The 21,933-nt window shown below is 37.7% G+C and carries 23 protein-coding genes and 11 tRNA genes; 32 read left to right on the forward strand and 2 right to left on the reverse strand.

Annotated features, from left to right (window positions below):
* The 14 genes from AC3WTI_RS27280 to uvsE form a co-directional block, all read left to right on the forward strand.
* A partial coding sequence (locus AC3WTI_RS27280; protein WP_044156746.1) for a DUF3948 family protein occupies positions 1-70 on the forward strand: 70 nt, incomplete at its 5' end.
* Positions 71-113: 43 nt separating this feature from the next.
* Positions 114-221, forward strand: coding sequence for a DUF3948 family protein (locus AC3WTI_RS27285; protein WP_000664237.1), 108 nt, complete (start codon positions 114-116; stop codon positions 219-221).
* Positions 222-264: 43 nt separating this feature from the next.
* Positions 265-372, forward strand: a complete 108-nt coding sequence (locus tag AC3WTI_RS27290) for a DUF3948 family protein (RefSeq protein ID WP_000664237.1) — start codon at positions 265-267, stop codon at positions 370-372.
* Between the two features lie 43 nt (positions 373-415).
* On the forward strand, positions 416-523 hold the full coding sequence (locus AC3WTI_RS27295) for a DUF3948 family protein (protein WP_000664237.1): 108 nt from the start codon (positions 416-418) through the stop codon (positions 521-523).
* 33 nt (positions 524-556) lie between these two features.
* Positions 557-676 carry a DUF3948 family protein gene (locus tag AC3WTI_RS27300; protein WP_001984893.1) on the forward strand — a complete coding sequence of 40 codons (120 nt, stop codon included), beginning with the start codon at positions 557-559 and terminating at the stop codon, positions 674-676.
* A 309-nt stretch (positions 677-985) separates the two neighbouring features.
* Positions 986-2,104, forward strand: coding sequence for a 4-hydroxyphenylpyruvate dioxygenase (gene hppD, locus AC3WTI_RS27305; RefSeq protein WP_087958321.1), 1,119 nt, complete (start codon positions 986-988; stop codon positions 2,102-2,104).
* A 66-nt stretch (positions 2,105-2,170) separates the two neighbouring features.
* On the forward strand, positions 2,171-3,127 hold the full coding sequence (locus AC3WTI_RS27310) for a fumarylacetoacetate hydrolase family protein (RefSeq protein ID WP_097841893.1): 957 nt from the start codon (positions 2,171-2,173) through the stop codon (positions 3,125-3,127).
* Positions 3,093-4,265 (forward strand): homogentisate 1,2-dioxygenase, encoded by a 1,173-nt coding sequence (locus AC3WTI_RS27315; protein WP_097841892.1) that lies wholly within the window; start codon positions 3,093-3,095, stop codon positions 4,263-4,265. The genes AC3WTI_RS27310 and AC3WTI_RS27315 overlap by 35 nt, the downstream gene beginning before the upstream one ends.
* A gap of 231 nt (positions 4,266-4,496) precedes the next feature.
* Positions 4,497-5,912 carry a branched-chain amino acid transporter BcaP gene (gene bcaP, locus AC3WTI_RS27320; RefSeq protein WP_087958318.1) on the forward strand — a complete coding sequence of 472 codons (1,416 nt, stop codon included), beginning with the start codon at positions 4,497-4,499 and terminating at the stop codon, positions 5,910-5,912.
* Between the two features lie 108 nt (positions 5,913-6,020).
* Positions 6,021-7,292 (forward strand): MDR family MFS transporter, encoded by a 1,272-nt coding sequence (locus AC3WTI_RS27325; protein WP_087958317.1) that lies wholly within the window; start codon positions 6,021-6,023, stop codon positions 7,290-7,292.
* A gap of 224 nt (positions 7,293-7,516) precedes the next feature.
* Positions 7,517-8,602 (forward strand): D-alanine--D-alanine ligase, encoded by a 1,086-nt coding sequence (locus AC3WTI_RS27330; RefSeq protein ID WP_097841891.1) that lies wholly within the window; start codon positions 7,517-7,519, stop codon positions 8,600-8,602.
* 60 nt (positions 8,603-8,662) lie between these two features.
* A complete protein-coding gene (gene murF, locus AC3WTI_RS27335; RefSeq protein ID WP_097841890.1) occupies positions 8,663-10,039 on the forward strand; it encodes a UDP-N-acetylmuramoyl-tripeptide--D-alanyl-D-alanine ligase in 1,377 nt (458 codons plus the stop codon).
* A gap of 305 nt (positions 10,040-10,344) precedes the next feature.
* Entirely contained in the window at positions 10,345-11,934 is a 1,590-nt protein-coding gene (cshA, locus tag AC3WTI_RS27340) for a degradosome RNA helicase CshA (protein WP_029439195.1), read from the forward strand.
* Between the two features lie 96 nt (positions 11,935-12,030).
* Entirely contained in the window at positions 12,031-12,993 is a 963-nt protein-coding gene (gene uvsE, locus AC3WTI_RS27345; protein ID WP_097841889.1) for a UV DNA damage repair endonuclease UvsE, read from the forward strand.
* Between the two features lie 164 nt (positions 12,994-13,157).
* Here uvsE and AC3WTI_RS27350 read toward each other — a convergent pair whose 3' ends face one another.
* Entirely contained in the window at positions 13,158-13,706 is a 549-nt protein-coding gene (locus AC3WTI_RS27350) for a rhomboid family intramembrane serine protease (RefSeq protein WP_087958314.1), read from the reverse strand.
* A 92-nt stretch (positions 13,707-13,798) separates the two neighbouring features.
* Here AC3WTI_RS27350 and acpS point away from each other — a divergent pair, with 92 nt between their 5' ends.
* The 6 genes from acpS (at position 13,799) to AC3WTI_RS27380 (ending at position 19,743) form a co-directional block, all read left to right on the forward strand.
* Entirely contained in the window at positions 13,799-14,158 is a 360-nt protein-coding gene (acpS, locus tag AC3WTI_RS27355) for a holo-ACP synthase (protein ID WP_087958313.1), read from the forward strand.
* A gap of 93 nt (positions 14,159-14,251) precedes the next feature.
* Positions 14,252-15,265 (forward strand): LolA family protein, encoded by a 1,014-nt coding sequence (locus AC3WTI_RS27360; protein WP_000829111.1) that lies wholly within the window; start codon positions 14,252-14,254, stop codon positions 15,263-15,265.
* A gap of 118 nt (positions 15,266-15,383) precedes the next feature.
* On the forward strand, positions 15,384-16,553 hold the full coding sequence (gene alr, locus AC3WTI_RS27365; RefSeq protein WP_048529179.1) for an alanine racemase: 1,170 nt from the start codon (positions 15,384-15,386) through the stop codon (positions 16,551-16,553).
* A gap of 310 nt (positions 16,554-16,863) precedes the next feature.
* Positions 16,864-17,151, forward strand: a complete 288-nt coding sequence (locus AC3WTI_RS27370) for an antitoxin EndoAI (RefSeq protein ID WP_000004570.1) — start codon at positions 16,864-16,866, stop codon at positions 17,149-17,151.
* 4 nt (positions 17,152-17,155) lie between these two features.
* Entirely contained in the window at positions 17,156-17,506 is a 351-nt protein-coding gene (ndoA, locus tag AC3WTI_RS27375) for a type II toxin-antitoxin system endoribonuclease NdoA (RefSeq protein WP_000635963.1), read from the forward strand.
* A 68-nt stretch (positions 17,507-17,574) separates the two neighbouring features.
* The gene (locus AC3WTI_RS27380) at positions 17,575-19,743 is read left to right on the forward strand and encodes a Tex family protein (protein ID WP_142286574.1); all 2,169 of its coding nucleotides are present in this window, start codon (positions 17,575-17,577) and stop codon (positions 19,741-19,743) included.
* A 58-nt stretch (positions 19,744-19,801) separates the two neighbouring features.
* On the opposite strand, the gene cmpA is transcribed toward AC3WTI_RS27380, so the two are convergent.
* Positions 19,802-19,918, reverse strand: a complete 117-nt coding sequence (gene cmpA / locus AC3WTI_RS27385) for a cortex morphogenetic protein CmpA (RefSeq protein WP_001143642.1) — start codon at positions 19,916-19,918, stop codon at positions 19,802-19,804.
* A 195-nt stretch (positions 19,919-20,113) separates the two neighbouring features.
* Here cmpA and AC3WTI_RS27390 point away from each other — a divergent pair, with 195 nt between their 5' ends.
* From AC3WTI_RS27390 to AC3WTI_RS27445, 12 genes are all read left to right on the forward strand, one after another.
* Complete coding sequence (locus tag AC3WTI_RS27390) at positions 20,114-20,572, forward strand: SprT family protein (protein WP_087958310.1); 459 nt, start codon at positions 20,114-20,116, stop codon at positions 20,570-20,572.
* A gap of 113 nt (positions 20,573-20,685) precedes the next feature.
* Positions 20,686-20,760: transfer RNA gene (locus tag AC3WTI_RS27395), tRNA-Asn, on the forward strand.
* Between the two features lie 3 nt (positions 20,761-20,763).
* Positions 20,764-20,854, forward strand: a tRNA-Ser gene (locus tag AC3WTI_RS27400).
* Between the two features lie 8 nt (positions 20,855-20,862).
* Positions 20,863-20,937, forward strand: a tRNA-Glu gene (locus AC3WTI_RS27405).
* A gap of 4 nt (positions 20,938-20,941) precedes the next feature.
* Positions 20,942-21,017: transfer RNA gene (locus AC3WTI_RS27410), tRNA-Val, on the forward strand.
* Positions 21,018-21,063: 46 nt separating this feature from the next.
* Positions 21,064-21,139, forward strand: a tRNA-Asp gene (locus AC3WTI_RS27415).
* 87 nt (positions 21,140-21,226) lie between these two features.
* Positions 21,227-21,301, forward strand: a tRNA-Gln gene (locus tag AC3WTI_RS27420).
* Between the two features lie 5 nt (positions 21,302-21,306).
* Positions 21,307-21,379: transfer RNA gene (locus AC3WTI_RS27425), tRNA-Lys, on the forward strand.
* Between the two features lie 16 nt (positions 21,380-21,395).
* A tRNA-Leu gene (locus AC3WTI_RS27430) sits at positions 21,396-21,478 on the forward strand.
* Positions 21,479-21,575: 97 nt separating this feature from the next.
* A tRNA-Arg gene (locus tag AC3WTI_RS27435) sits at positions 21,576-21,652 on the forward strand.
* A gap of 3 nt (positions 21,653-21,655) precedes the next feature.
* Positions 21,656-21,732 (forward strand) — tRNA-Pro (locus AC3WTI_RS27440).
* A gap of 1 nt (position 21,733) precedes the next feature.
* A tRNA-Gly gene (locus AC3WTI_RS27445) sits at positions 21,734-21,804 on the forward strand.
* Positions 21,805-21,933: the final 129 nt, after the last annotated feature.

The following is a 21,933-nucleotide window of genomic DNA, read 5'->3' on the forward strand; positions in this document are numbered from 1 at the left end:
CGTAGGATCAGCAAGTGGAGCAGTAGTATTAACAGCATTAATCGTATTTCTATCAAGCGTATTAGTATAATAGAAGTTTTGTAACAAAAGAGAAAAAGAGAGGAGAATGCAAAATGAAAGAGCAAGTATTACAAGTAACAAAAGGTGACTTCGTAGGATCAGCAAGTGGAGCAGTAGTATTAACAGCGTTAATCGTATTTCTATCAAGCGTATTAGTATAATAGAAGTTTTGTAATAAAAGAGAAAAAGAGAGGAGAATGCAAAATGAAAGAGCAGGTATTACAAGTAACAAAAGGTGACTTCGTAGGATCAGCAAGTGGAGCAGTAGTATTAACAGCATTAATCGTATTTCTATCAAGCGTATTAGTATAATAGAAGTTTTGCAACAAAAGAGAAAAAGAGAGGAGAATGCAAAATGAAAGAGCAAGTATTACAAGTAACAAAAGGTGACTTCGTAGGATCAGCAAGTGGAGCAGTAGTATTAACAGCATTAATCGTATTTCTATCAAGCGTATTAGTATAATAAAAGTTTTATATCATACAAAACGAAAGGAGAATGAGGAATATGAACAGTGAACAAGTGTTACAAGTAACAAAAACAGATTTATTAGGATCATTAGGTGGAGCGGTAGTATTAACATCATTTATTCTATTCCTTGCAAAAGTATTAGTATGAGACATATAAATACAATCATTCAAAAAAAATAAAGACTCTAGCATATTAGTAAGCAGTTAATATGTTGGGGTCTTTTTTGTTTTCTTCTATATATCCCTCCAAGTATGAATTGCCGCCCTTTATTGTAAAGAGAAAAAAGTCGAATTTTATATGTAAGAAAAAAAGAGGAATTTGACAGAAAAGATAGAAAATTTTAAAAGTCAGAATTTGTTAGCTTGCTAACTAATTTCTATGAATTAATGTTGGAAGCGTTTTCGGTTGGTTTTAAGTATGGACAATTTAATCTATTTACAGGGGGATGAGGATTTTATGAAACAAAAATCTATGGATACGCTAGCTGCACAAATGGAGGACTTTTTTCCGGTACGTGATGTAGATCATTTGGAATTTTACGTAGGAAATGCAAAGCAATCAAGTTATTACCTTGCGAGAGCATTCGGATTCAAAATTGTGGCTTACTCTGGATTAGAAACTGGTAACCGTGAAAAGGTATCTTATGTTCTTGTGCAAAAAAATATGCGTTTCGTTGTGTCTGGAGCTTTAAGTAGCGACAATCGTATTGCAGAGTTTGTAAAGACTCATGGTGATGGTGTGAAAGATGTGGCATTACTTGTTGACGATGTTGATAAAGCATACTCGGAAGCAGTGAAACGTGGTGCCGTCGCAATTGCACCACCTGTAGAGTTAACAGACGAGAACGGTACATTGAAAAAAGCAGTTATTGGTACGTATGGTGATACAATTCACACGCTTGTAGAGCGTAAAAATTATAAAGGAACATTTATGCCAGGATTCCAAAAGGCTGAGTTTGATATTCCATTTGAAGAGTCAGGTTTAATTGCTGTAGACCATGTAGTTGGTAATGTTGAAAAAATGGAAGAGTGGGTTAGTTATTACGAGAATGTTATGGGCTTTAAACAAATGATCCATTTTGATGATGACGATATTAGTACAGAGTATTCAGCATTAATGTCGAAGGTTATGACAAATGGAAGTCGTATTAAGTTCCCTATTAACGAGCCAGCAGATGGGAAGAGAAAATCACAAATTCAAGAATATCTAGAGTTCTACAATGGAGCAGGTGTACAACATCTTGCTTTACTAACAAATGATATCGTTAAAACAGTAGAAGCGCTTCGTGCAAATGGTGTGGAGTTTTTAGATACACCAGATACTTACTATGATGAGTTAAGTGCACGAGTTGGAAAAATTGATGAGGAAATTGATAAGTTAAAAGAATTAAAGATCTTAGTAGATCGCGATGATGAAGGATACTTACTACAAATCTTTACGAAACCAATTGTAGATCGTCCAACTTTATTTATTGAAATCATTCAACGTAAAGGTTCTCGCGGATTTGGAGAAGGGAATTTTAAAGCATTATTCGAATCAATTGAAAGAGAACAAGAGCGTCGCGGAAATTTATAAAATTTATATCCACCAACAAGAATTCTTTTGTTGGTGGAAATTTCATTTTCATAGGGAGGAATCAGGATGAAATTTGTTACATTTCGTCTTCCTTCAAAAGAAATGCGAGCTGGATGGCTTGAAGGTGACAAAGTAATTGATATGAATCTTGCTAGTGATGGGAAATTACCTTCTTCTATGTTCGCCTTTTTAGAGAAAGCGGATGAGTATGTAGAAGTATTGCGTAAGATTAAGAATCCGGAAAAGGGTGTATATTCCTTAGAAGAAGTACAATTAGCGGCGGCAATTCCTAATCCAAGTAGTATTCGGGATTTTTACGCGTTTGAACAGCATGTAAAAACAGCCCGTGGCCGAAGAGGGCTAGATGTTGTACCCGAATGGTACGATATACCGGTTTTTTATTTTACGAACCATCGTGTTGTAATTGGTCCGAATGATTTTGTGATCGGTCCGAAAAAATCTAAAAAACTTGATTATGAGCTAGAGATTGCTTGCGTAATTGGGAAAGAAGGACGCAATATTTCTCGTGAGCAAGCCGAGGAATACATTTTTGGTTATTGTATTATGAATGACTGGAGTGCAAGGGACTTACAAGCAACAGAAATGAAGGTAGGACTCGGTCCAGCGAAAGGAAAAGATTTTGCAACTTCATTAGGAGCGCACCTTGTTACGAAAGAGGAATTAGATGTTTATCGTAACGGTGACCGTTACGAGTTAGAGATGACTGCTCATGTAAATGGAAAGTTATTATCAAAGGGGAACTTCCAAGATATTTACTATACATTTGCTGAAATGATTGAACGTGCTTCAGAAGACGTTACGTTATATCCAGGCGATGTGATTGGTTCTGGGACAGTAGGAACAGGGTGTATTTTAGAACTGGGTACGGAAGAGTGGCTGCAAGATGGAGATGTTGTAGAGCTTACGATTACTGGTTTAGGTACATTACGTAATACGGTCAAAAAAGAAATGGAAGCAGGTGATGGGCATGTTTTATCGTCACATGGGGGAGCTACCTCATAAACGACATGTACAATTCCGTAAAAAAGATGGGTCGCTTTATCGCGAACAAGTAATGGGAACGAAAGGTTTCTCTGGTACACAATCTATTTTGTATCATCATTATATGCCAACCGAAGTATCGCATTCGGCATTATCGCATTCTTGTCAGTTGCAGTATGAAGAAGATGTAGCTCTTGCTCATCGCCACTTCCGCACGAAAGAAAATAAAAAAAATGGTGATGCAATAAGTGGAAGAAACTTCATACTTGGAAATGAAGATTTGTTAATTGGAGTAGTGAGTCCGACAGAAAAAATGGATTATTTCTACCGTAATGGTGATGGAGATGAAATGTTGTTTGTTCATTACGGAACAGGAAAAATTGAAACGATGTTTGGGACGATTCGCTATAGAAAAGGTGATTATGTAACGATTCCAATTGGAACGATCTATCGTGTTATTCCAGATGAAGGAGAGACTAAGTTTCTTGTTGTAGAGGCAAATAGCCAAATTACAACGCCGCGTCGCTATCGTAATGAATACGGACAATTGTTAGAGCATAGTCCGTTTTGTGAAAGGGATATTCGTGGCCCTGAAAAATTAGAGACATATGATGACAAAGGTGAGTTTGTTGTAATGACAAAGTCGAGAGGATATATGCATAAGCATGTTTTAGGGCACCATCCGTTAGATGTTGTTGGATGGGATGGTTATTTATATCCATGGGTCTTTAATATAGAGGACTTTGAACCAATTACAGGTCGCATTCATCAGCCGCCTCCAGTACATCAAACGTTCGAAGGTCACAATTTCGTTATTTGCTCTTTTGTACCACGTTTATACGATTATCATCCAGAATCTATTCCTGCACCATATTATCATAGTAACGTGAATAGTGATGAAGTATTGTACTATGTAGAAGGAAACTTTATGAGCCGAAAAGGTGTGGAAGAAGGTTCTATTACACTTCACCCGAGCGGAATTCCTCATGGCCCGCATCCTGGGAAAACAGAGGGAAGTATAGGGAAGAAAGAAACACTGGAACTAGCTGTTATGATAGACACATTCCGTCCACTTCGTATTGTAAAACAAGCACATGAAACAGAAGATGAAAAATATATGTATAGCTGGATTGAAGAGGGTTCGTATACTGTGAAATAAGTAAAAAGAGGCATGCTCAATAAGTGAGCATGCCTCTTTTATGGAATCGACATGTATAATAATACCAAAAAAAAATATAGAAAGATATATGGAAAGAAGGATAAAGAGAATGCATATTCATAAGAATTTCTACTTATTTCGACAAAAGTATTGACTAGGAAAAGTGCTATGAGTAAAATGAAAAAGCAAATTAAAAATTTTCAGAAAATTTAAAACTTGGAGGAGCAAGCTATGAAGCAAATTTTTCAAAAGAAGCCTATTGCAAAGTTAATGCAAGAGAGTAAACAAAAGACATTAGCAAGAACATTGGGCGCGTTGGATTTAACGATGCTTGGAATCGGGGCAATTGTTGGAACCGGTATTTTTGTTCTAACGGGCGTGGTAGCAGCAAAACATTCTGGACCAGCTATTATATTATCATTTGCGATAGCCGCGTTAGCCTGTGCTTTTGCTGCATTTTGTTATGCTGAATTCGCTTCTTCAGTTCCTGTCTCAGGCAGTGTGTATACGTACACATATGCGACGATGGGAGAGGTATTCGCATTTTTAATTGGATGGGACTTAATGCTGGAGTATTTACTCGCTACATCTGCTGTGGCAAACGGTTGGTCGGCTTATTTCCAATCTTTATTAAAGGGGTTTGGAATCCATATTCCTACCATTCTCTCCTCAGCCCCAGGAACCGGAAAGGGTGGAATCATTGATTTACCTGCAGTTCTCATTATTTTAGTGATGACAGTTCTTTTATCTAGAGGTGTTCGTGAAAGTGCACGTGTAAATAATATTATGGTATTTATTAAAATAGCAGTCGTTCTTATTTTTATCTTTGCTGGTTTTAATTATGTGAAACCTGAAAACTGGACACCTTTTATGCCGTTTGGTTTAGATGGTGTAATGGCTGGAGCTGCTACAGTGTTCTTTGCATTCATAGGGTTTGATGCAGTTTCAACGGCAGCAGAAGAAGTGAAACGTCCGCAACGTGATTTACCAATTGGCATTATTGCATCTTTATTAATTTGTACGGTTCTTTATATTGTTGTTTCACTTATTTTGACAGGAATTGTTCCATACGGACAGCTAAATATATCGGATCCAGTTGCTTTTGCACTTCAATTTATTGGACAAGATGGTTTAGCAGGAGTAATTTCTGTAGGAGCAATTACAGGGATTACGACAGTAATGTTAGTTATGATGTATGGGCAAGTACGTGTTTCGTATGCAATGAGTAGAGATGGATTATTGCCGAAGCGTCTTGCTAAAGTTCATCCGAAATTTAAAACACCGTTTTTAAATACGTGGACAACGGGAATTATTGCAGCACTTATTTCAGGATTAATAGATTTAAATGTGTTAGCGCATCTTGTAAATATGGGGACTTTATCAGCCTTTGCACTTGTAGCTGTTGCTGTTATTGTAATGAGAAGAACTCATCCTGATTTGCCAAGAGCATTTAAGGCACCGCTTGTACCATTTTTACCAGCGTTAACGGTAATTTTTTGTTTATACTTAATGCTTCAATTATCCGGAACGGCTTGGATTAGTTTTGGTATATGGATGGTTATCGGTATTGCGGTTTACTTCTTATATAGCCGAAAACATAGCGCTTTAAATAATAGTAAAGACGAAGACGATGCAGCAAATTTATAAGTAGAAAAATCCATCCTAATTCTGTTAGGATGGATTTTTCATTTTGAAAATTTACATTTTTCTGAATGTATTATAAGATAATTGTTGGCGAACAAAAGGGGTGGAATGATGAAAAATACGTGGAGTGAGTTAAGGGAGATGGACCGTAACGTATGGATTCGGTTTATTGGCGAGACGTTAAATGGAATTGCAATGATGATGTTGATGCCTTTTTTTGCATTATATTTAAAAGATAAGGTAGATTCATTATTACAGGTTGGAGTTATTATGGCGCTTTCTCCAATTGCAGCAAGCTTTGGATCAATTATAGGGGGAAGAATTGCTGATATATATGGAAGAAAGCCGATTATGATATTTTCGATGACGAGTAATGCAGTATTTATGCTCGGTTTTTTATTTATAGAAGGATTTATTCCTTATGCAATTTTATCTATTTTTTTAGGATTAAGTAATTCGTTATTTCATCCAGCTGCATCAGCGATGGTTGCGGATGTAACAGCGCCAGAAAAAAGAACAGAAGCATATGGTTTACTACGAATGGGGCACAATATAGGTGCTGCAATTGGCCCAATAATGGGTGCTTCGGTAGTTATGTTGTCGAAGAACCTAGTGTTTATTATTGCCTCGTCTACGATGTTGTTTTATGCATTACTTGTATTCATTCTTATTCAAGAGACGATGCCAAAGAGTACGAATAAAGAAGAGGATAAAGAAAAGGAATCAGGAGCAGTATGGAAAATTGTATTGCGAGATAAGGCATTAATGATTTATTTATTAGCAGGTATCATTATTTCGATGGGATTTTCTCAAACAGAAGGCATGTTGCCACTGCACTTTGATAATGAAATGAAGGATATTTTTGGAACTAACAATCCGTATCCATATTTAATGGCGCTAAACGGATTATTAGTTGTGTTGTTCCAATTTCAAATTTCAAAATGGGCCACAGATAAGCCTGTCGGAAAGACGATGTTATATGGTGCCTGTTTGTTTGGGATTGGATTATTTTTTATAGGGTGGTTACCGAAGTGGTTTGGGGAATTTGATGCGAATGTTACAGTTATTTTAATAACGCTAATGCTTGTGTATGCCGTATATACGTTAGGTGAGATGATTATGTCGCCTGTACAGATGACGTTTGTAGCAAATTTAGCTCCTGAGCATTTGAGAGGGACTTATATGGGAGCTGCGAGTTTGCAGTGGATTACAGGAAGCGCATTCGGTCCACTTCTTGGAGGTTTTTTATTAGATCAATTACTTGGCCATTTGCTATTTACAATTTTAGCTGTAGGATGTGTAGTTGCGGGTATTGTATATGTTTCTTTAGATCGTCTCGTTGAACAAAGGCAAAAGAGCACACTGACCAAACAATCTTCTTAATAAGTAGATGACATACACAAAAAGGAGATTTCTACATATTTTAGGTACATAACTAGATTGGGTTGCGATTTTATGAAGAAAGTTAAGTGGAAAAGTGTAGAAAACCAATAAGTGGTGTCATTTAATTATTTGTGGAAGTTACATTTTATTTCAAATAGGAACTACCTATTTTTATAAAAAGTGCTAAAATAGAAAAATGAAAACAATTGGTTAGGGTGATTTCAGTGACAAAAATTAAATTAGGTTTATTATATGGTGGAAAATCAGCTGAGCATCAAGTTTCGCTACAAACGGCTCTTGCTGCTATTAAAGCATTAAATCAAGATAAATTCGAGATTCATCCAATTTATATTACAGAACAAGGTCAATGGATTCGTGGTGAGTGTATTGAAGGCGAAGTAACAGATGTTGAAGTTCTAAAAATGAGCGGTGCAGAAAATGCGATTTCTCCGTTATCATTAAGCACAGAAATTATTCCATCTGCAGCTTCTGAGGAAAATGCTATCGACGTTATTTTCCCATTACTACATGGACCAAATGGTGAAGATGGAACGGTTCAAGGATTATTAGAATTAATGAACATTCCTTATGTTGGAAATGGTGTTTTAGCATCTGCAGCTGGTATGGATAAAGTTGTTATGAAAAACATCTTTGCAGAAGCTGGATTGAAGCAAGCAAAATATGCATCATTCATTCGTAGCGCATGGGAAAAAGATCGTGAAACAGCATACGAAAAAGTAGAAGAAGTATTAGGATATCCTTGCTTCGTAAAACCAGCAAACCTTGGTTCAAGTGTTGGTATTAATAAGTGTAAAAACCGTGAAGAACTTGAGAATGCATTTGAAGAGGCGTTCCAATTTGACCGTAAAATTATTGTGGAAGAAAATATCGTTGGACGTGAAGTAGAAGTTGGTGTACTAGGTAATGATGAGCCGAAATGTTCAGTTGTAGGTGAAATTGTACCGAAAAAAGACTTCTATGATTATAAGTCGAAATACATCGATGGTGATACAGCGTTAATTATCCCAGCTGAAATGACAGAAGAAGAATCTAATGTTATTAAGCGAGATGCGATTATTGCATTCCAATCGTTAGATGGCGCTGGCTTAACAAGAGCTGATTTCTTCTTAACGCAAGATGGAGAAGTATATATAAACGAAGTGAATACGATGCCAGGATTTACGCCGTTTAGTATGTTCCCTCTACTATGGCAACATACTGGATTGCCGTATCCGGAATTAATTGAAGAGCTAATTCGTTTAGCAATTGATCGTCACGAAGAAAAACAAAAAATTAAATATACAATCTAACAAAAAAGGAGGAGGCACTATTCGCAGGAATAGTGCTTCCTCTATGTAAGGAGTGTTTTCATGATAAAGCGAACGTTAAAACAAGTAGAACAGATGATAAATGGTACGGGATTAGCAGAGCGATATGAGGGAATTACTATACAAGGAGTGTCTATTGATACAAGAAAAATTGAAAAAGGAAATCTATATGTTCCGATTCAAGGTGAACGTTTTGATGGACATGCTTTTGTAGATAAAGCTGTTGAAAATGGAGCAGTAGCGACGTTATGGATGAAAGATGTAGCAAATCCGCCTGAGGATCTGCCAGTTATTTTTGTAGAAGACACACTAGCAGCGTTGCAAATGTTAGCGAAAAACTATCGCGATCAATTGGATGTTAAAGTTATTGGTGTGACAGGTAGTAACGGTAAAACATCTACAAAAGATATTGTAACAAGTCTTCTTGCGACGAAATTCAAAGTTCAAAAAACAGAAGGAAACTTCAATAATCATATCGGGCTACCTCTTACTATTTTAAACTTAGAAGAAAATACAGAAGTAGCTGTATTAGAAATGGGAATGTCAAGCCGCGGGGAAATTGAATTTCTATCTAAGTTAGCCCGTCCAAATGCAGCTATCATTACGAACATTGGTGAGGCACATTTAATGGACTTAGGATCTCGTGAGGCAATTGCTGAAGCGAAATTAGAAATTGTGACAGGATTACAAGAAGGTGGAGTGTTCGTATATAACGGAGATGAGCCGTTATTAACGAATCGTGTTCCTGAAATGAATTTAATAGCTGAAACAGTTACGTTTGGTGATGCTAGAGCGAATGATTACTATCCAACGACTGTAACGTTACAAGCAACTGGGACACACTTTAAAATGAATAGAGAAGAAAACATCTCATTCTATCTACCAGTATTAGGGAAACACAATGTGTATAATACGCTTGCTTCTATGGCAATTGCGAAACATTTTGGTGTAACGTGGGAAGAGATGAAAGAAGGTTTAGTAACGCTTCAAATGACAGGCATGCGTATGGAAATAGTAAAAACAAACAGTGGATTAACAATTATAAACGATGCTTATAATGCAAGTCCGACGGCTATGGAAGCAGCATTCCACTTAATGAATGGTTTAGATGGATTTGCTAAAAAGGTTGTTGTGCTTGGGGATATGTTAGAGCTTGGAAATCAAGAAGTGCAGTTTCATTATGAAGTAGGTAAATTAATCGATCCAGCAAAAATCTCATACGTGTTCACATATGGTAAATTAGGGGCTCAAATTGCGGAAGGCGCAAAAATTAATTTCCCTAATGAACGTGTAAAGGCGTATGATAATAAAGAAGAGTTAGTAAAAGAGTTGCAAGCAGTAGTCGATGCGAAAGATGTTGTATTAATAAAAGCATCTCGCGGGATGAAGTTAGAAGAAGTAATTACGATGTTGAAATAATTGGAGTATATAAATAGGGATGATAGTTACGAAAATAGAAGAAACTTATAATAAGCGCTTACAGTAAATATAAAAAAATAAAAGTGAAGAAAAAAACTCTGAATATGAAAATAAGGTAACAGTTGGGTTTGCTTTTTACACATACAAAACTTATAATTGATAAAGTGTAATAACGTTTAGAAGTATTTTCGCGAAGAATATACGCCCGTTTATATACGTGAGCATTCAGGAAAAGGGCTTTTCCGCAAATTCGGAAAACGCCTTTTTTTAAATGATAAGTATAGGATAGAAAAGGAGAAGTAACATTGACAACATTTCGAGAATTAGGATTAAGTGAGTCTTTACTGCAATCTGTTGAAAGTATGGGCTTTGAAGAGGCTACGCCGATTCAAGCTGAAACAATTCCTCATGCATTGCAAGGTAAAGATATTATTGGGCAAGCACAAACAGGTACAGGGAAAACGGCAGCATTCGGATTACCACTATTAGACAAAGTGGATACAAATAAAGAATCAGTACAAGGTATTGTTATCGCGCCAACGCGTGAATTAGCAATTCAAGTTGGAGAAGAGCTATACAAAATTGGTAAACATAAACGCGTTCGTATTTTACCAATTTACGGTGGTCAAGATATTAACCGCCAAATTCGTGCTCTAAAAAAACACCCACACATTATTGTTGGTACGCCGGGTCGTATTTTAGATCATATTAACCGTAAAACACTTCGTCTACAAAACGTAGAGACAGTTGTTCTTGACGAAGCGGATGAAATGTTAAACATGGGCTTCATTGAAGACATTGAAGCAATTTTAACAGATGTGCCAGAAACGCATCAAACATTATTATTCTCAGCAACAATGCCAGATCCAATCCGCCGTATTGCTGAGCGTTTCATGACTGAGCCTCAACACATTAAAGTAAAAGCAAAAGAAGTAACAATGCCAAACATTCAGCAGTTCTATTTAGAAGTGCAAGAAAAGAAAAAGTTTGACGTATTAACACGCTTACTAGATATTCAATCTCCAGAACTTGCGATTGTATTCGGTCGTACGAAGCGTCGTGTAGATGAATTATCAGAAGCATTAAACTTACGTGGTTATGCTGCAGAAGGTATCCATGGTGATTTAACTCAGGCGAAACGTATGTCTGTACTACGTAAATTTAAAGAAGGTTCTATCGAAGTTCTTGTTGCAACAGACGTTGCTGCACGTGGTCTTGATATTTCAGGCGTAACACACGTATATAACTTCGATATTCCACAAGATCCAGAATCATACGTTCACCGTATTGGCCGTACTGGTCGTGCGGGTAAAAAAGGTATTGCAATGCTATTTGTAACGCCACGTGAATCAGGACAATTAAAAAATATCGAGCGTACAACAAAACGTAAAATGGACCGTATGGATGCACCGACACTTGACGAGGCACTAGAAGGTCAACAACGTTTAATCGCTGAAAAACTTCAAAGCACAATTGAAAATGAAAACTTAGCATACTACAAGCGTATTGCAGAAGAAATGTTAGAAGAAAACGATTCTGTAACAGTAGTAGCTGCTGCTTTAAAAATGATGACAAAAGAGCCAGATACAACTCCAATCGCTTTAACGTCAGAACCACCAGTTGTTTCAAGAGGTGGCGGTTCTAAAAAACGCGGCGGTAACGGAGGCGGATACCGTGATGGTAACCGTAATCGTAGTCGTGATGGACGCGGCGGTGGCGATGGTCGTAACCGTGACCGTAACCGTGATGGTCGTAATCGCGACGGTAACCGTGATCGTAATCGTGAAGGTAGCCGTGATGGTAACCGTGGTCGTCGTGGAGAAGGTCAAGGTCGCCCAGGATCTTCAAACGGACGCGGCGAAAGAAAACATCATAGCCGTAAGCCACAAGCTTAATAATAAAAAAAGAGAATGCCCTTTGCCGGCATTCTCTTTTTTTATTTCTGTAATTGTACATACTACATAATAACTTGTGTAGAAATGAGGTGCTACATGCTTGTAAGACTTGGGTATGTCGCAATGAGTGTACATTTGAAAAACGCGTCTCCATCTCAAACGATGACGTACGCGCAGTTTCAAAAAATAGATGATCGAGAAGCGGCGATTCGCAAGCTTGAAAGAATTGCGAATTCGAATTTGGAAAACTGTTTACGTTTATTAAAGCATAATAGAGGACATGATATATCGTTCTTTCGACTAAGTTCCAAGTTGATTCCTTTGGCAACTCATGAGGAGTTGTTAGACTGGAACTATATTCGCCCCTTAAAAGAAAATTTAAAAGTACTAGGTGAATACGCTATTCGAATGAATATGCGTATTGATTTTCATCCAGATCATTTTGTTGTACTCAATTCACCTGAGGAGAGTATTTTTAAACAATCTGTAAAGACATTACAAATGCATAAAAAATTATTAAAAGGTATGGGAATTGAACATAAGCAACGATGTGTATTACATGTGGGTGGAGGTTATAAAGATAAGGAGCTCGCATTAGAACGCTTTATAGAAAATTGGTCGAGTGTTCCGAGGGGTATACAAGAGATGATTATATTAGAAAATGATGACACGACATTTTCTTTAGAAGAAACATTGTATTTAGGTGAGAAATTAGATATTCCAGTCGTGTTCGATTTGCATCACCACATGATGAATCATGATCGAGAAGATTGGCATGAAGATTGGGCCCGTGTTGTACATACGTGGGAATCGTCATTGTTACCAGTAAAAATGCACATTTCTAGCCCTAGAGAGGGAAAAGACCCGAGAGCGCATGCGGATTTTATTGATGTAGATACTTTTTTATCTTTTTTAAAAAAGATAAAGGGAAGTGTTCCGCAAATTGATTGTATGATTGAAGCAAAGAAAAAGGATGAGTCTTTATTTCAACTCATGAGAGATTTAAGTGAACAAACAGATGTGGAAATTGTCGATGGTGCGAGCTTTTATATTAAATGAGCTCTGCACCATCGAGTTTTTTTACCCCGCTATTTGCGGGGAGTAAGACTCCCACTTAAAAAATTGGTGAATACGAGGGGAGGTGGGAGTCGGGCTGCCCGTAAAAGCCCGATTGGTGTGGGCTAATAATCAGTGGGGGATGGACACCCCCACTGATTAAAGTTTCACTTTATCAATAAAGGGGTGCAAATACCACCAATGATCAATCCTGTTAAATGGCTGATAGGATTGGCAGAGGGATTGAAGAAAGTGAATAGTAGTAATATACATATCATAATTGAAAAAATAGCAATGTCTCTTGGATTGGAAGAACGATATCGACTATACAGTAGAAATAATTGTGCACCTAGCAATCCGAAAATACCGCCAGATGCTCCGGCATGAATATATTCAAGAGGCATAATAAGGTAAGAAGAAATATTTCCAAGAATGCCAGAAAGGAAAAAAATAATGATGAAAGAAAAGTGCCCTAGTTGTTTTTCAATAGAAGAGCCAAGCACAAATAAACAAATACTATTAGAAAGAAAATGTTGTAAGTCTACATGTACAAGTAAGGAAGTTATGAGACGCCACCATTCTCCTTTAGCGATATATTCATTATAGGCTGCCAGTGGAAAGAGAAAAAAGTCGCCTAACATAAACATGACTAATTGTATGAGAAGTAAAGCGATGACGATTGGTTGTAAGAAAATGCGAGCAGATGGTATTAGCATGTTGTGAGTATCACTCCTTTTGCATCAGAAAGATTCTCTGTTATTCTTACAATATGAAAAAAGAAAGCTGAATAGAAGAAGGGGATTTTGAAATGATTGTAGGGATTGGAATCGATATTATTGAACTGAATCGAATTGAAAAAATGCTAGATGGAAAGCTTAAATTTATGGAACGTATTTTAACTGAAAGTGAACGTAATGTTGCTAAGGAGCTAAAGGGAAGTCGCCTTACGGAGTTTGTGGCCGGAAGATTTGCAGCAAAAGAGGCGTATTCAAAAGCGGTAGGGACTGGTATCGGGAAAGAAGTAAGTTTTTTAGATATTGAAGTAAGAAATGATGATAGAGGTAAGCCTATTCTTATTGCAAGTACAGAGTATATTGTTCATTTATCAATTAGTCATAGTAGGGAATTCGCTGTCGCTCAAGTGGTTTTAGAAAGCTCGTCACGCTAGTCTGCATATTTTATATCTTTGTCTCATATATTTGTGGTAGCGATAAGGAAGGTACATCTTCCATTCATTTATAGGGGCAAAGGGGCTGAAGTGATGAAAAGGCGTCTGTTTTTAGTTCTTGTCGGTTTGTTAACCGTTTTTGTGTTGGCCGGTTGTATGGAAAAGAAACAAGATGATGTTGTGAGAGATTTAGAGGCGAAAGTAAAAGGGATGAAAAGTTATCAAGCTGAAGCAAAATTATCTATTAAAACAGGGAATGAGCCTCAGGAGTATAAGGTAGAAATATGGCATAAAGAACCTTCTTTTTATCGTGTGAATTTGCAAAATGCGAAAAAAGATCAAAGCCAAATTATTTTAAGAAATGAAGAAGGGGTATTTGTATTAACTCCAGCGCTTAATAAGAGTTTCCGTTTCCAAAGTGATTGGCCGCAAAATAGTAGCCAGGCTTACTTATATGAATCCCTTGTGAGAGATATTTTGCAGGATAAGAAAAACCTTACTTTTGAAAAAACAGATAAGTATTATATTTTTAAAACAAAAACAAACTATCAACATCAAAACATGTTACCGAAACAAGAGATTACGTTGAAGAAAAGCGATTTAACACCAGTTTCGGTGAAGTTAATGGATAATGATCAAAATGTTCTTGTGAAAGTAGATTTCTCAAAAGTGAAATTTGATGCGAAATTTGATAAAGGTGCATTTGATACGAAACAAAATATGTCTAGAGCACAAGTAGATGTTCAAACGACAGCGAAAGAAGACAAACCATTTGCTATTTTGTATCCGCGTGATACGCCGCAAGGCATGGTTTTGAAAGATGAAAAAGAGTTGAAGACAGACAGTGGCAAGCGTGCGATACTCACATACACTGGAAGTAAGAAATCCTTTACTTTAATACAAGAAAAGGCAAAAGTTGCAGAAGCTTCGTCAGCGATCAGTGTGAGCGGAGAATTGGTTGATCTCGGATTTACAATTGGTGCATTGACGAAAGACTCTTTAACATGGTCGCATAACGGAGTAGAATATATGCTCGTGTCTAAAGGTTTAGAACCGAAGGAGCTATTAATGGTTGCTCGTTCAGTTACAGAGAAGCAAGTGAAGTAAACTTCTTAGACGTGGTGATATATGTGCACCACGTCTTTTCTTAGTTTGAAGGGTGGATTTCATAAAAGAAGCATATAAAAGAATAAGCTTCGCATATCGTGTATAAGGAAGTGTATTTATGGAAGAAGCACCATTTTACCGTGATACTTGGGTGGAAGTGGATTTAGATGCGATCTATAACAATATTACACATATTAAAAATTTCATTCCAAGTGATGTAGAGATTTTTGCTGTAGTTAAAGCCAATGCATATGGACACGATTATGTACCGGTAGCCAAAACGGCATTAGAAGCAGGGGCGACAAGATTAGCGGTTGCCTTTTTAGATGAAGCTTTAGTGCTTCGAAGGGCTGGTATTACTGTGCCAATTTTAGTGTTAGGTCCTTCTCCGCCTCGTGATGTCAATGTAGCTGCTGAAAACGATGTGGCGTTAACTGTTTTTCAAAAAGAATGGGTAGATGAAGCAATCAAACTTTGGGATGGTTCGTCTACAATGAAGTACCATATTAATTTCGATAGTGGTATGGGGAGAATTGGGATACGCGAACGTAAAGAATTAAAAGGCTTTTTGAAGAGTTTAGAAGGTGCACCGTTTTTAGAATTAGAAGGAGTTTATACACATTTTGCAACAGCGGATGAGGTGGAGACTTCTTACTTCGATAAGCAATATAACACATTTTTGGAGCAGTTAAGTTGGTTGAAAGAATTCGGAGTGGATCCTAAGTTTGTTCATACAGCTAATAGTGCTGCAACGCTACGTTTTCAAGGGATTACATTTAATGCAGTACGAATTGGCATTGCGATGTATGGGTTATCCCCGTCTGTAGAAATACGCCCTTTTTTACCGTTTCAATTAGAACCAGCGCTATCACTGCATACGAAAGTTGCACATATTAAGCAGGTGATTAAAGGGGATGGGATTAGTTATAACGTCACTTATCGAACGAAAACGGAAGAATGGATTGCGACCGTTGCAATTGGGTATGCAGATGGGTGGCTTAGAAGGTTGCAAGGATTTGAAGTGCTTGTAAATGGAAAAAGGGTACCGATTGTAGGGCGGGTAACGATGGATCAATTCATGATACACCTTCCTTGTGAAGTGCCTCTTGGTACGAAAGTTACGCTCATTGGAAGACAAGGTGATGAGTATATTAGTGCTACTGAGGTTGCTGAATATTCCGGGACTATTAATTATGAAATTATTGCAACGATAAGCTTCCGGGTGCCGAGAATATTTATACGAAATGGTAAGGTTGTAGAAGTAATTAATTATTTGAACAATATATAGAAGGTAGTATGATTTGCTTCTTATCATTTGAGAGGACTGTTCATTGGTTGAGAATAAGTTCGTTTTTTGACGAGAAGCTTTTTACCTATTATTACTTTTAACATGATTTAACGTGAATTTAGTGCAGAAACTCTTCCGTTTCTTGTTGTAATGAGATAAAAAATAAAAGAATATGAATGTTTTGTTTGTGAATTGGAAAACATAAGCAAGGAATAAGGAAGTCTTTGCAACAGGCTCCATACAATGGTATTATTACAATAGGTGTCATATATATATTTGGGTGTGTAGTTGACGGTGGAGGTGTATTTTTGTGTCCGAATCAAGTGTAACTACTGAAATCGTGGTTCGGTTGCCAAAGCAAATGGTAACGGAATTGGACGGAATTGGAAAACAAGAGAATAAGAATCGCCATGAACTAATTTGCCAGGCAACACAACTGTTATTGCGTCAACATAAGACGAAGAAACGCTACCAACATGAATCAATGCGACGTGGGTACATTGAAATGGGAAAAATTAATCTTGGTATTGCATCTGAAGCTTTCTTAGCAGAGTATGAAGCAGCTCATACAGTAGAACGCTTAGTTAGCGGGGGGTAATATTTTGATTGTAAAACGCGGCGACGTGTATTTTGCAGACCTTTCCCCAGTTGTTGGTTCTGAGCAAGGAGGCGTTCGTCCGGTTCTTGTCATTCAAAATGACATCGGAAATCGTTTTAGTCCAACGGTGATTGTAGCGGCTATTACTGCACAGATTCAAAAAGCTAAATTACCCACTCATGTGGAAATTGATGCGAAAAAGTACGGTTTTGAGAGAGATTCTGTTATTTTACTTGAGCAGATTCGAACAATCGATAAGCAGCGCTTAACGGACAAAATCACTCATTTAGATGAAGTGATGATGATTCGTGTAGATGAAGCGCTACAAATTAGTTTAGGACTAATAGATTTTTAAATCGGCAGTTTAAGTTGCTCTCTTTACAGGGCAACTTTTTTTTATTATAGAGGAGGTTACGGTTGTATATGGAAATGGTAGATAATCGACAAGCGTTAATGAAAATGTTAGTGAAGGAATTAGGCTTTACCGAAAAGCAAGTTCGTCATGTTATTCAATTAACAGAAGAAGGTAACACAGTTCCATTTATTGCTCGTTACCGAAAAGAATGGACAGGCTCTTTAGATGAAGTGCAAATTCGTACGATTTTAGAGAGATGGCAATATATGATGCAGCTTGAAGATAGGAAAGAAGAGGTTCTTCGTCTTATTGATGAGAAGGGGAAACTGACAGGAGAGTTACGTCAGCAAATTGTGAAAGCTGCAAAGTTGCAAGAAGTAGAAGATTTATATCGTCCATATAAAGAGAAAAGAAGAACGAAAGCAACGATTGCGAAAGAAAAAGGACTAGAGCCGTTAGCTGAATGGTTATTGTTATATAAGAAAGAAGATCCAAATCAGAAGGCAATGGAGTTTATTAACGCCGAGAAAGAAGTGCAATCTGCAGAAGAAGCGTTACAAGGTGCTCAAGATATTATTGCAGAAATCATTTCAGATGAAGCGTCGTATCGTAGCTGGATTCGGAATGTTACTTTTAGAAAAGGTGTTATGTCTTCGGCTGTAAAAGATGAAGAGAAAGATGAAAAGAATATATATGAAATGTATTACAGCTATGAAGAACCGTTGCAGAAAGTGGTACCGCATCGTGTATTAGCGATGAATCGCGGTGAGAAAGAAGATATATTGAGAGTTTCTGTTGTTCCACCAGTAGATGAGATAGTAACTTTCTTATATAAGAAAGTAATTCGTGATAACGATTCAAAAAGTGCACAGTATGTAAAGTTAGCAATTGAGGATGGTTATAAACGATTAATTCAATCGTCTATTGAAAGAGAGATTCGAAAAGAATTAACAGAAACAGCTGAGGAACAAGCAATACATATTTTCTCTGAAAACTTACGTAATTTGTTATTACAACCTCCAATGAAAGGAAAAGTTGTGTTAGCTGTAGACCCTGCATATAGAACGGGTTGTAAATTAGCTATTGTAGACGATACGGGGAAAGTTCTATATATTGATGTTATTTATCCGCATCCGCCAGTGCGTAAATATGAAGATGCAAAAACGAAAGTTCTTTCTATTATAGATAAATATCAAGTTGAAATGATTGCGATTGGGAATGGTACAGCTTCTAGAGAATCGGAAGAATTTATAGTTGATGTATTACAAAATGTGAAACGAGAAGTCTTCTATATTATTGTGAATGAAGCTGGGGCGAGTGTGTATTCGGCTTCTGATTTAGCCCGTGAGGAATTCCCGGATTTACAGGTTGAAGAAAGAAGTGCGGTTTCTATCGGAAGACGTCTGCAAGATCCACTTGCTGAACTTGTAAAGATTGACCCTAAATCAGTTGGGGTTGGACAATATCAACATGATGTATCTCAAAAGAGGTTGAATGAATCGTTAACGTTTGTAGTAGAGACGGCAGTTAACCAAGTTGGTGTGAATGTAAATACAGCTTCAGTTGCGTTATTGCAATATGTTTCGGGTTTATCGAAAACTGTTGCGAAAAATATTGTGGCAAAGCGTGAAGAAGAAGGGAAATTTACAAAACGAACAGACTTAAAGAAAATACCACGTCTAGGTGCGAAGACATATGAACAATGTATAGGTTTCTTACGTATATTAGAAGGAGCAAATCCGTTAGACCGAACGGGTATTCATCCAGAACAATATAAAAGTGTTGAATTGTTATTGAAGAATCTAGGGTTATCAAAAGATGACGTAGGGCAACCACAATTACAAAAGAGCTTAGAAGAAGTGGAGATTTCTAAGTTGTCGCAAGAAACGGGAGTTGGAGAGCCTACATTAGTTGATATTATAGATGCACTCATTAGTCCAGAGCGAGATATGAGGGATGAGTTGCCTAAACCACTTCTGAAAAAAGGGATTTTGAAATTAGAAGATTTAAAACGTGGTATGGAACTGGAAGGAACAGTTCGTAACGTTGTTGATTTTGGTGCTTTTGTCGATGTAGGTGTAAAACAAGATGGTTTAGTGCATATTTCTAAATTAAGCAAACAATACGTGAAGCATCCGTTAGATATTGTATCTGTCGGACAAATCGTTAAAGTATGGGTAGATGATATTGATACGAAAAAAGGTCGCGTTGCACTATCTATGTTGCCGATTGAATAGTAAAAGAAGAGAGCAGATGAAACTGCTCTTTTTTTAATAGGGTAGAAAGTGTAATGAATTATGAGCTTTGATGTATTTTGCTATAATAAAACCAGCATTCATTTAGTAATTTAATTTGATACCGGTTTTTTTCGAAATATGCGCGTTGCATTTGTTTTTTGAGCCATGTAGGCATAGGAATCCCTCCTTGTTTAATCCTACTCTCAAAAATGTAAGGTACTATTGATGAGAGGTTGGTGAGTGGATTTCTATTTCTGCTATGTTTTTAGAAACCACGCTTCTTGAATGAGGATGGGTATATGTACTATTTAATATATGTATAAGAGAGGAGAAAAGTGTGAAAATATTTTTTTGTTTAGGAGGAATGAAAATGGATGAGCAAGAAATACAGCGGCTAGTGGAAGAAGTATCAATGCAATATTTCGGAATGCCGTTTTTACATAAGGCAATGTTTAATAGTAGGTTGCGTACAACTGGTGGGCGTTATCTACTGAATACACACAATATTGAACTGAACTATCGATATTACGAAATGTATGGGAAAGAAGAATTAGTTGGAATCGTTAAACATGAACTCTGCCATTATCACTTACATATTACAGGAGGAGGGTATAAGCACAGGGATAAGGATTTTCGTGAACTATTACAGGCAGTTGGTGCGCCGCGCTTTTGTAAACGAATGATGAATGAAGAGAATGAAAAAAAGGTTTATATGTATGAATGTATGGAGTGTTTGCTTCAATATGTAAGAAGACGTCAAATAAATACAAAAAGATATGTCTGTGGAAAGTGTAAAGGGAAACTAATTCTGATAAAGAAAACATCTTGACAGTGAAAACGCAATCCAGTATATTATAAACATGTCACGTTTGTACAAGATGTTGTAAAAAACTTCTTGACTTACGATGAGAATTTTTATAAGATACAAATTGTCTTCATTATTCCGCAGTAGCTCAGTGGTAGAGCTATCGGCTGTTAACCGATCGGTCGTAGGTTCGAGTCCTACCTGCGGAGCCATACAGAGAAGTACCCAAGTGGCTCAAGGGGCTCCCCTGCTAAGGGAGTAGATCGCGAACGCGGTGCGAGGGTTCGAATCCCTTCTTCTCTGCCATTCATATTGGCCCGTTGGTCAAGTGGTTAAGACACCGCCCTTTCACGGCGGTAACACGGGTTCGAATCCCGTACGGGTCACCACTTCGGAGGATTAGCTCAGCTGGGAGAGCACCTGCCTTACAAGCAGGGGGTCGGCGGTTCGATCCCGTCATCCTCCACCATAATATTATAATGAAAATTAAAATGAAATTAATTTAAAGATTAAATGGTCCCGTGGTGTAGTGGTTAACATGCCTGCCTGTCACGCAGGAGATCGCCGGTTCGACCCCGGTCGGGACCGCCATTTTAACTTCTGCTAATTGGCAGTTGTTTTTTATTGGTCATTATGGTACAATAACATTTGTCTTTGAAAAGAAGATAAGTATTTCGATGGGCTATAGCCAAGCGGTAAGGCAACGGACTTTGACTCCGTCATGCGCTGGTTCGAATCCAGCTAGCCCAGCCATTTACGAGCCATTAGCTCAGTTGGTAGAGCATCTGACTTTTAATCAGAGGGTCGAAGGTTCGAGTCCTTCATGGCTCACTTTTGTTTTTTCCGCGCGGTCGTGGCGGAACGGCAGACGCGCTAGGTTGAGGGCCTAGTGGGGGAAACCCCGTGGAGGTTCAAGTCCTCTCGGCCGCATCAAAAAATCTTTTTAAAAAGTACTTGCATTAAAAAATGAAGTATGATAAGATAATTGAGTCGCCAAAATAAAACGACGAAAAAACATCATGAATAAGCGCCCGTAGCTCAATTGGATAGAGCGTTTGACTACGGATCAAGAGGTTAGGGGTTCGACTCCTCTCGGGCGCGCCATAACGGGAAGTGGCTCAGCTTGGTAGAGCACCTGGTTTGGGACCAGGGGGTCGCAGGTTCAAATCCTGTCTTCCCGACCACGCGGGTGTAGTTTAGTGGTAAAACAAGAGCCTTCCAAGCTCTGGTCGAGAGTTCGATTCTCTTCACCCGCTTTTAGTTCTTTGAAAACTGAACGAAACAAACAACGTGAAACGTCAATTTTTATTTTAGATGCTAGACAAACTAACTTTATTGGAGAGTTTGATCCTGGCTCAGGATGAACGCTGGCGGCGTGCCTAATA

This window comes from Bacillus sp. EB106-02-03-XG38, from assembly GCF_058792175.1.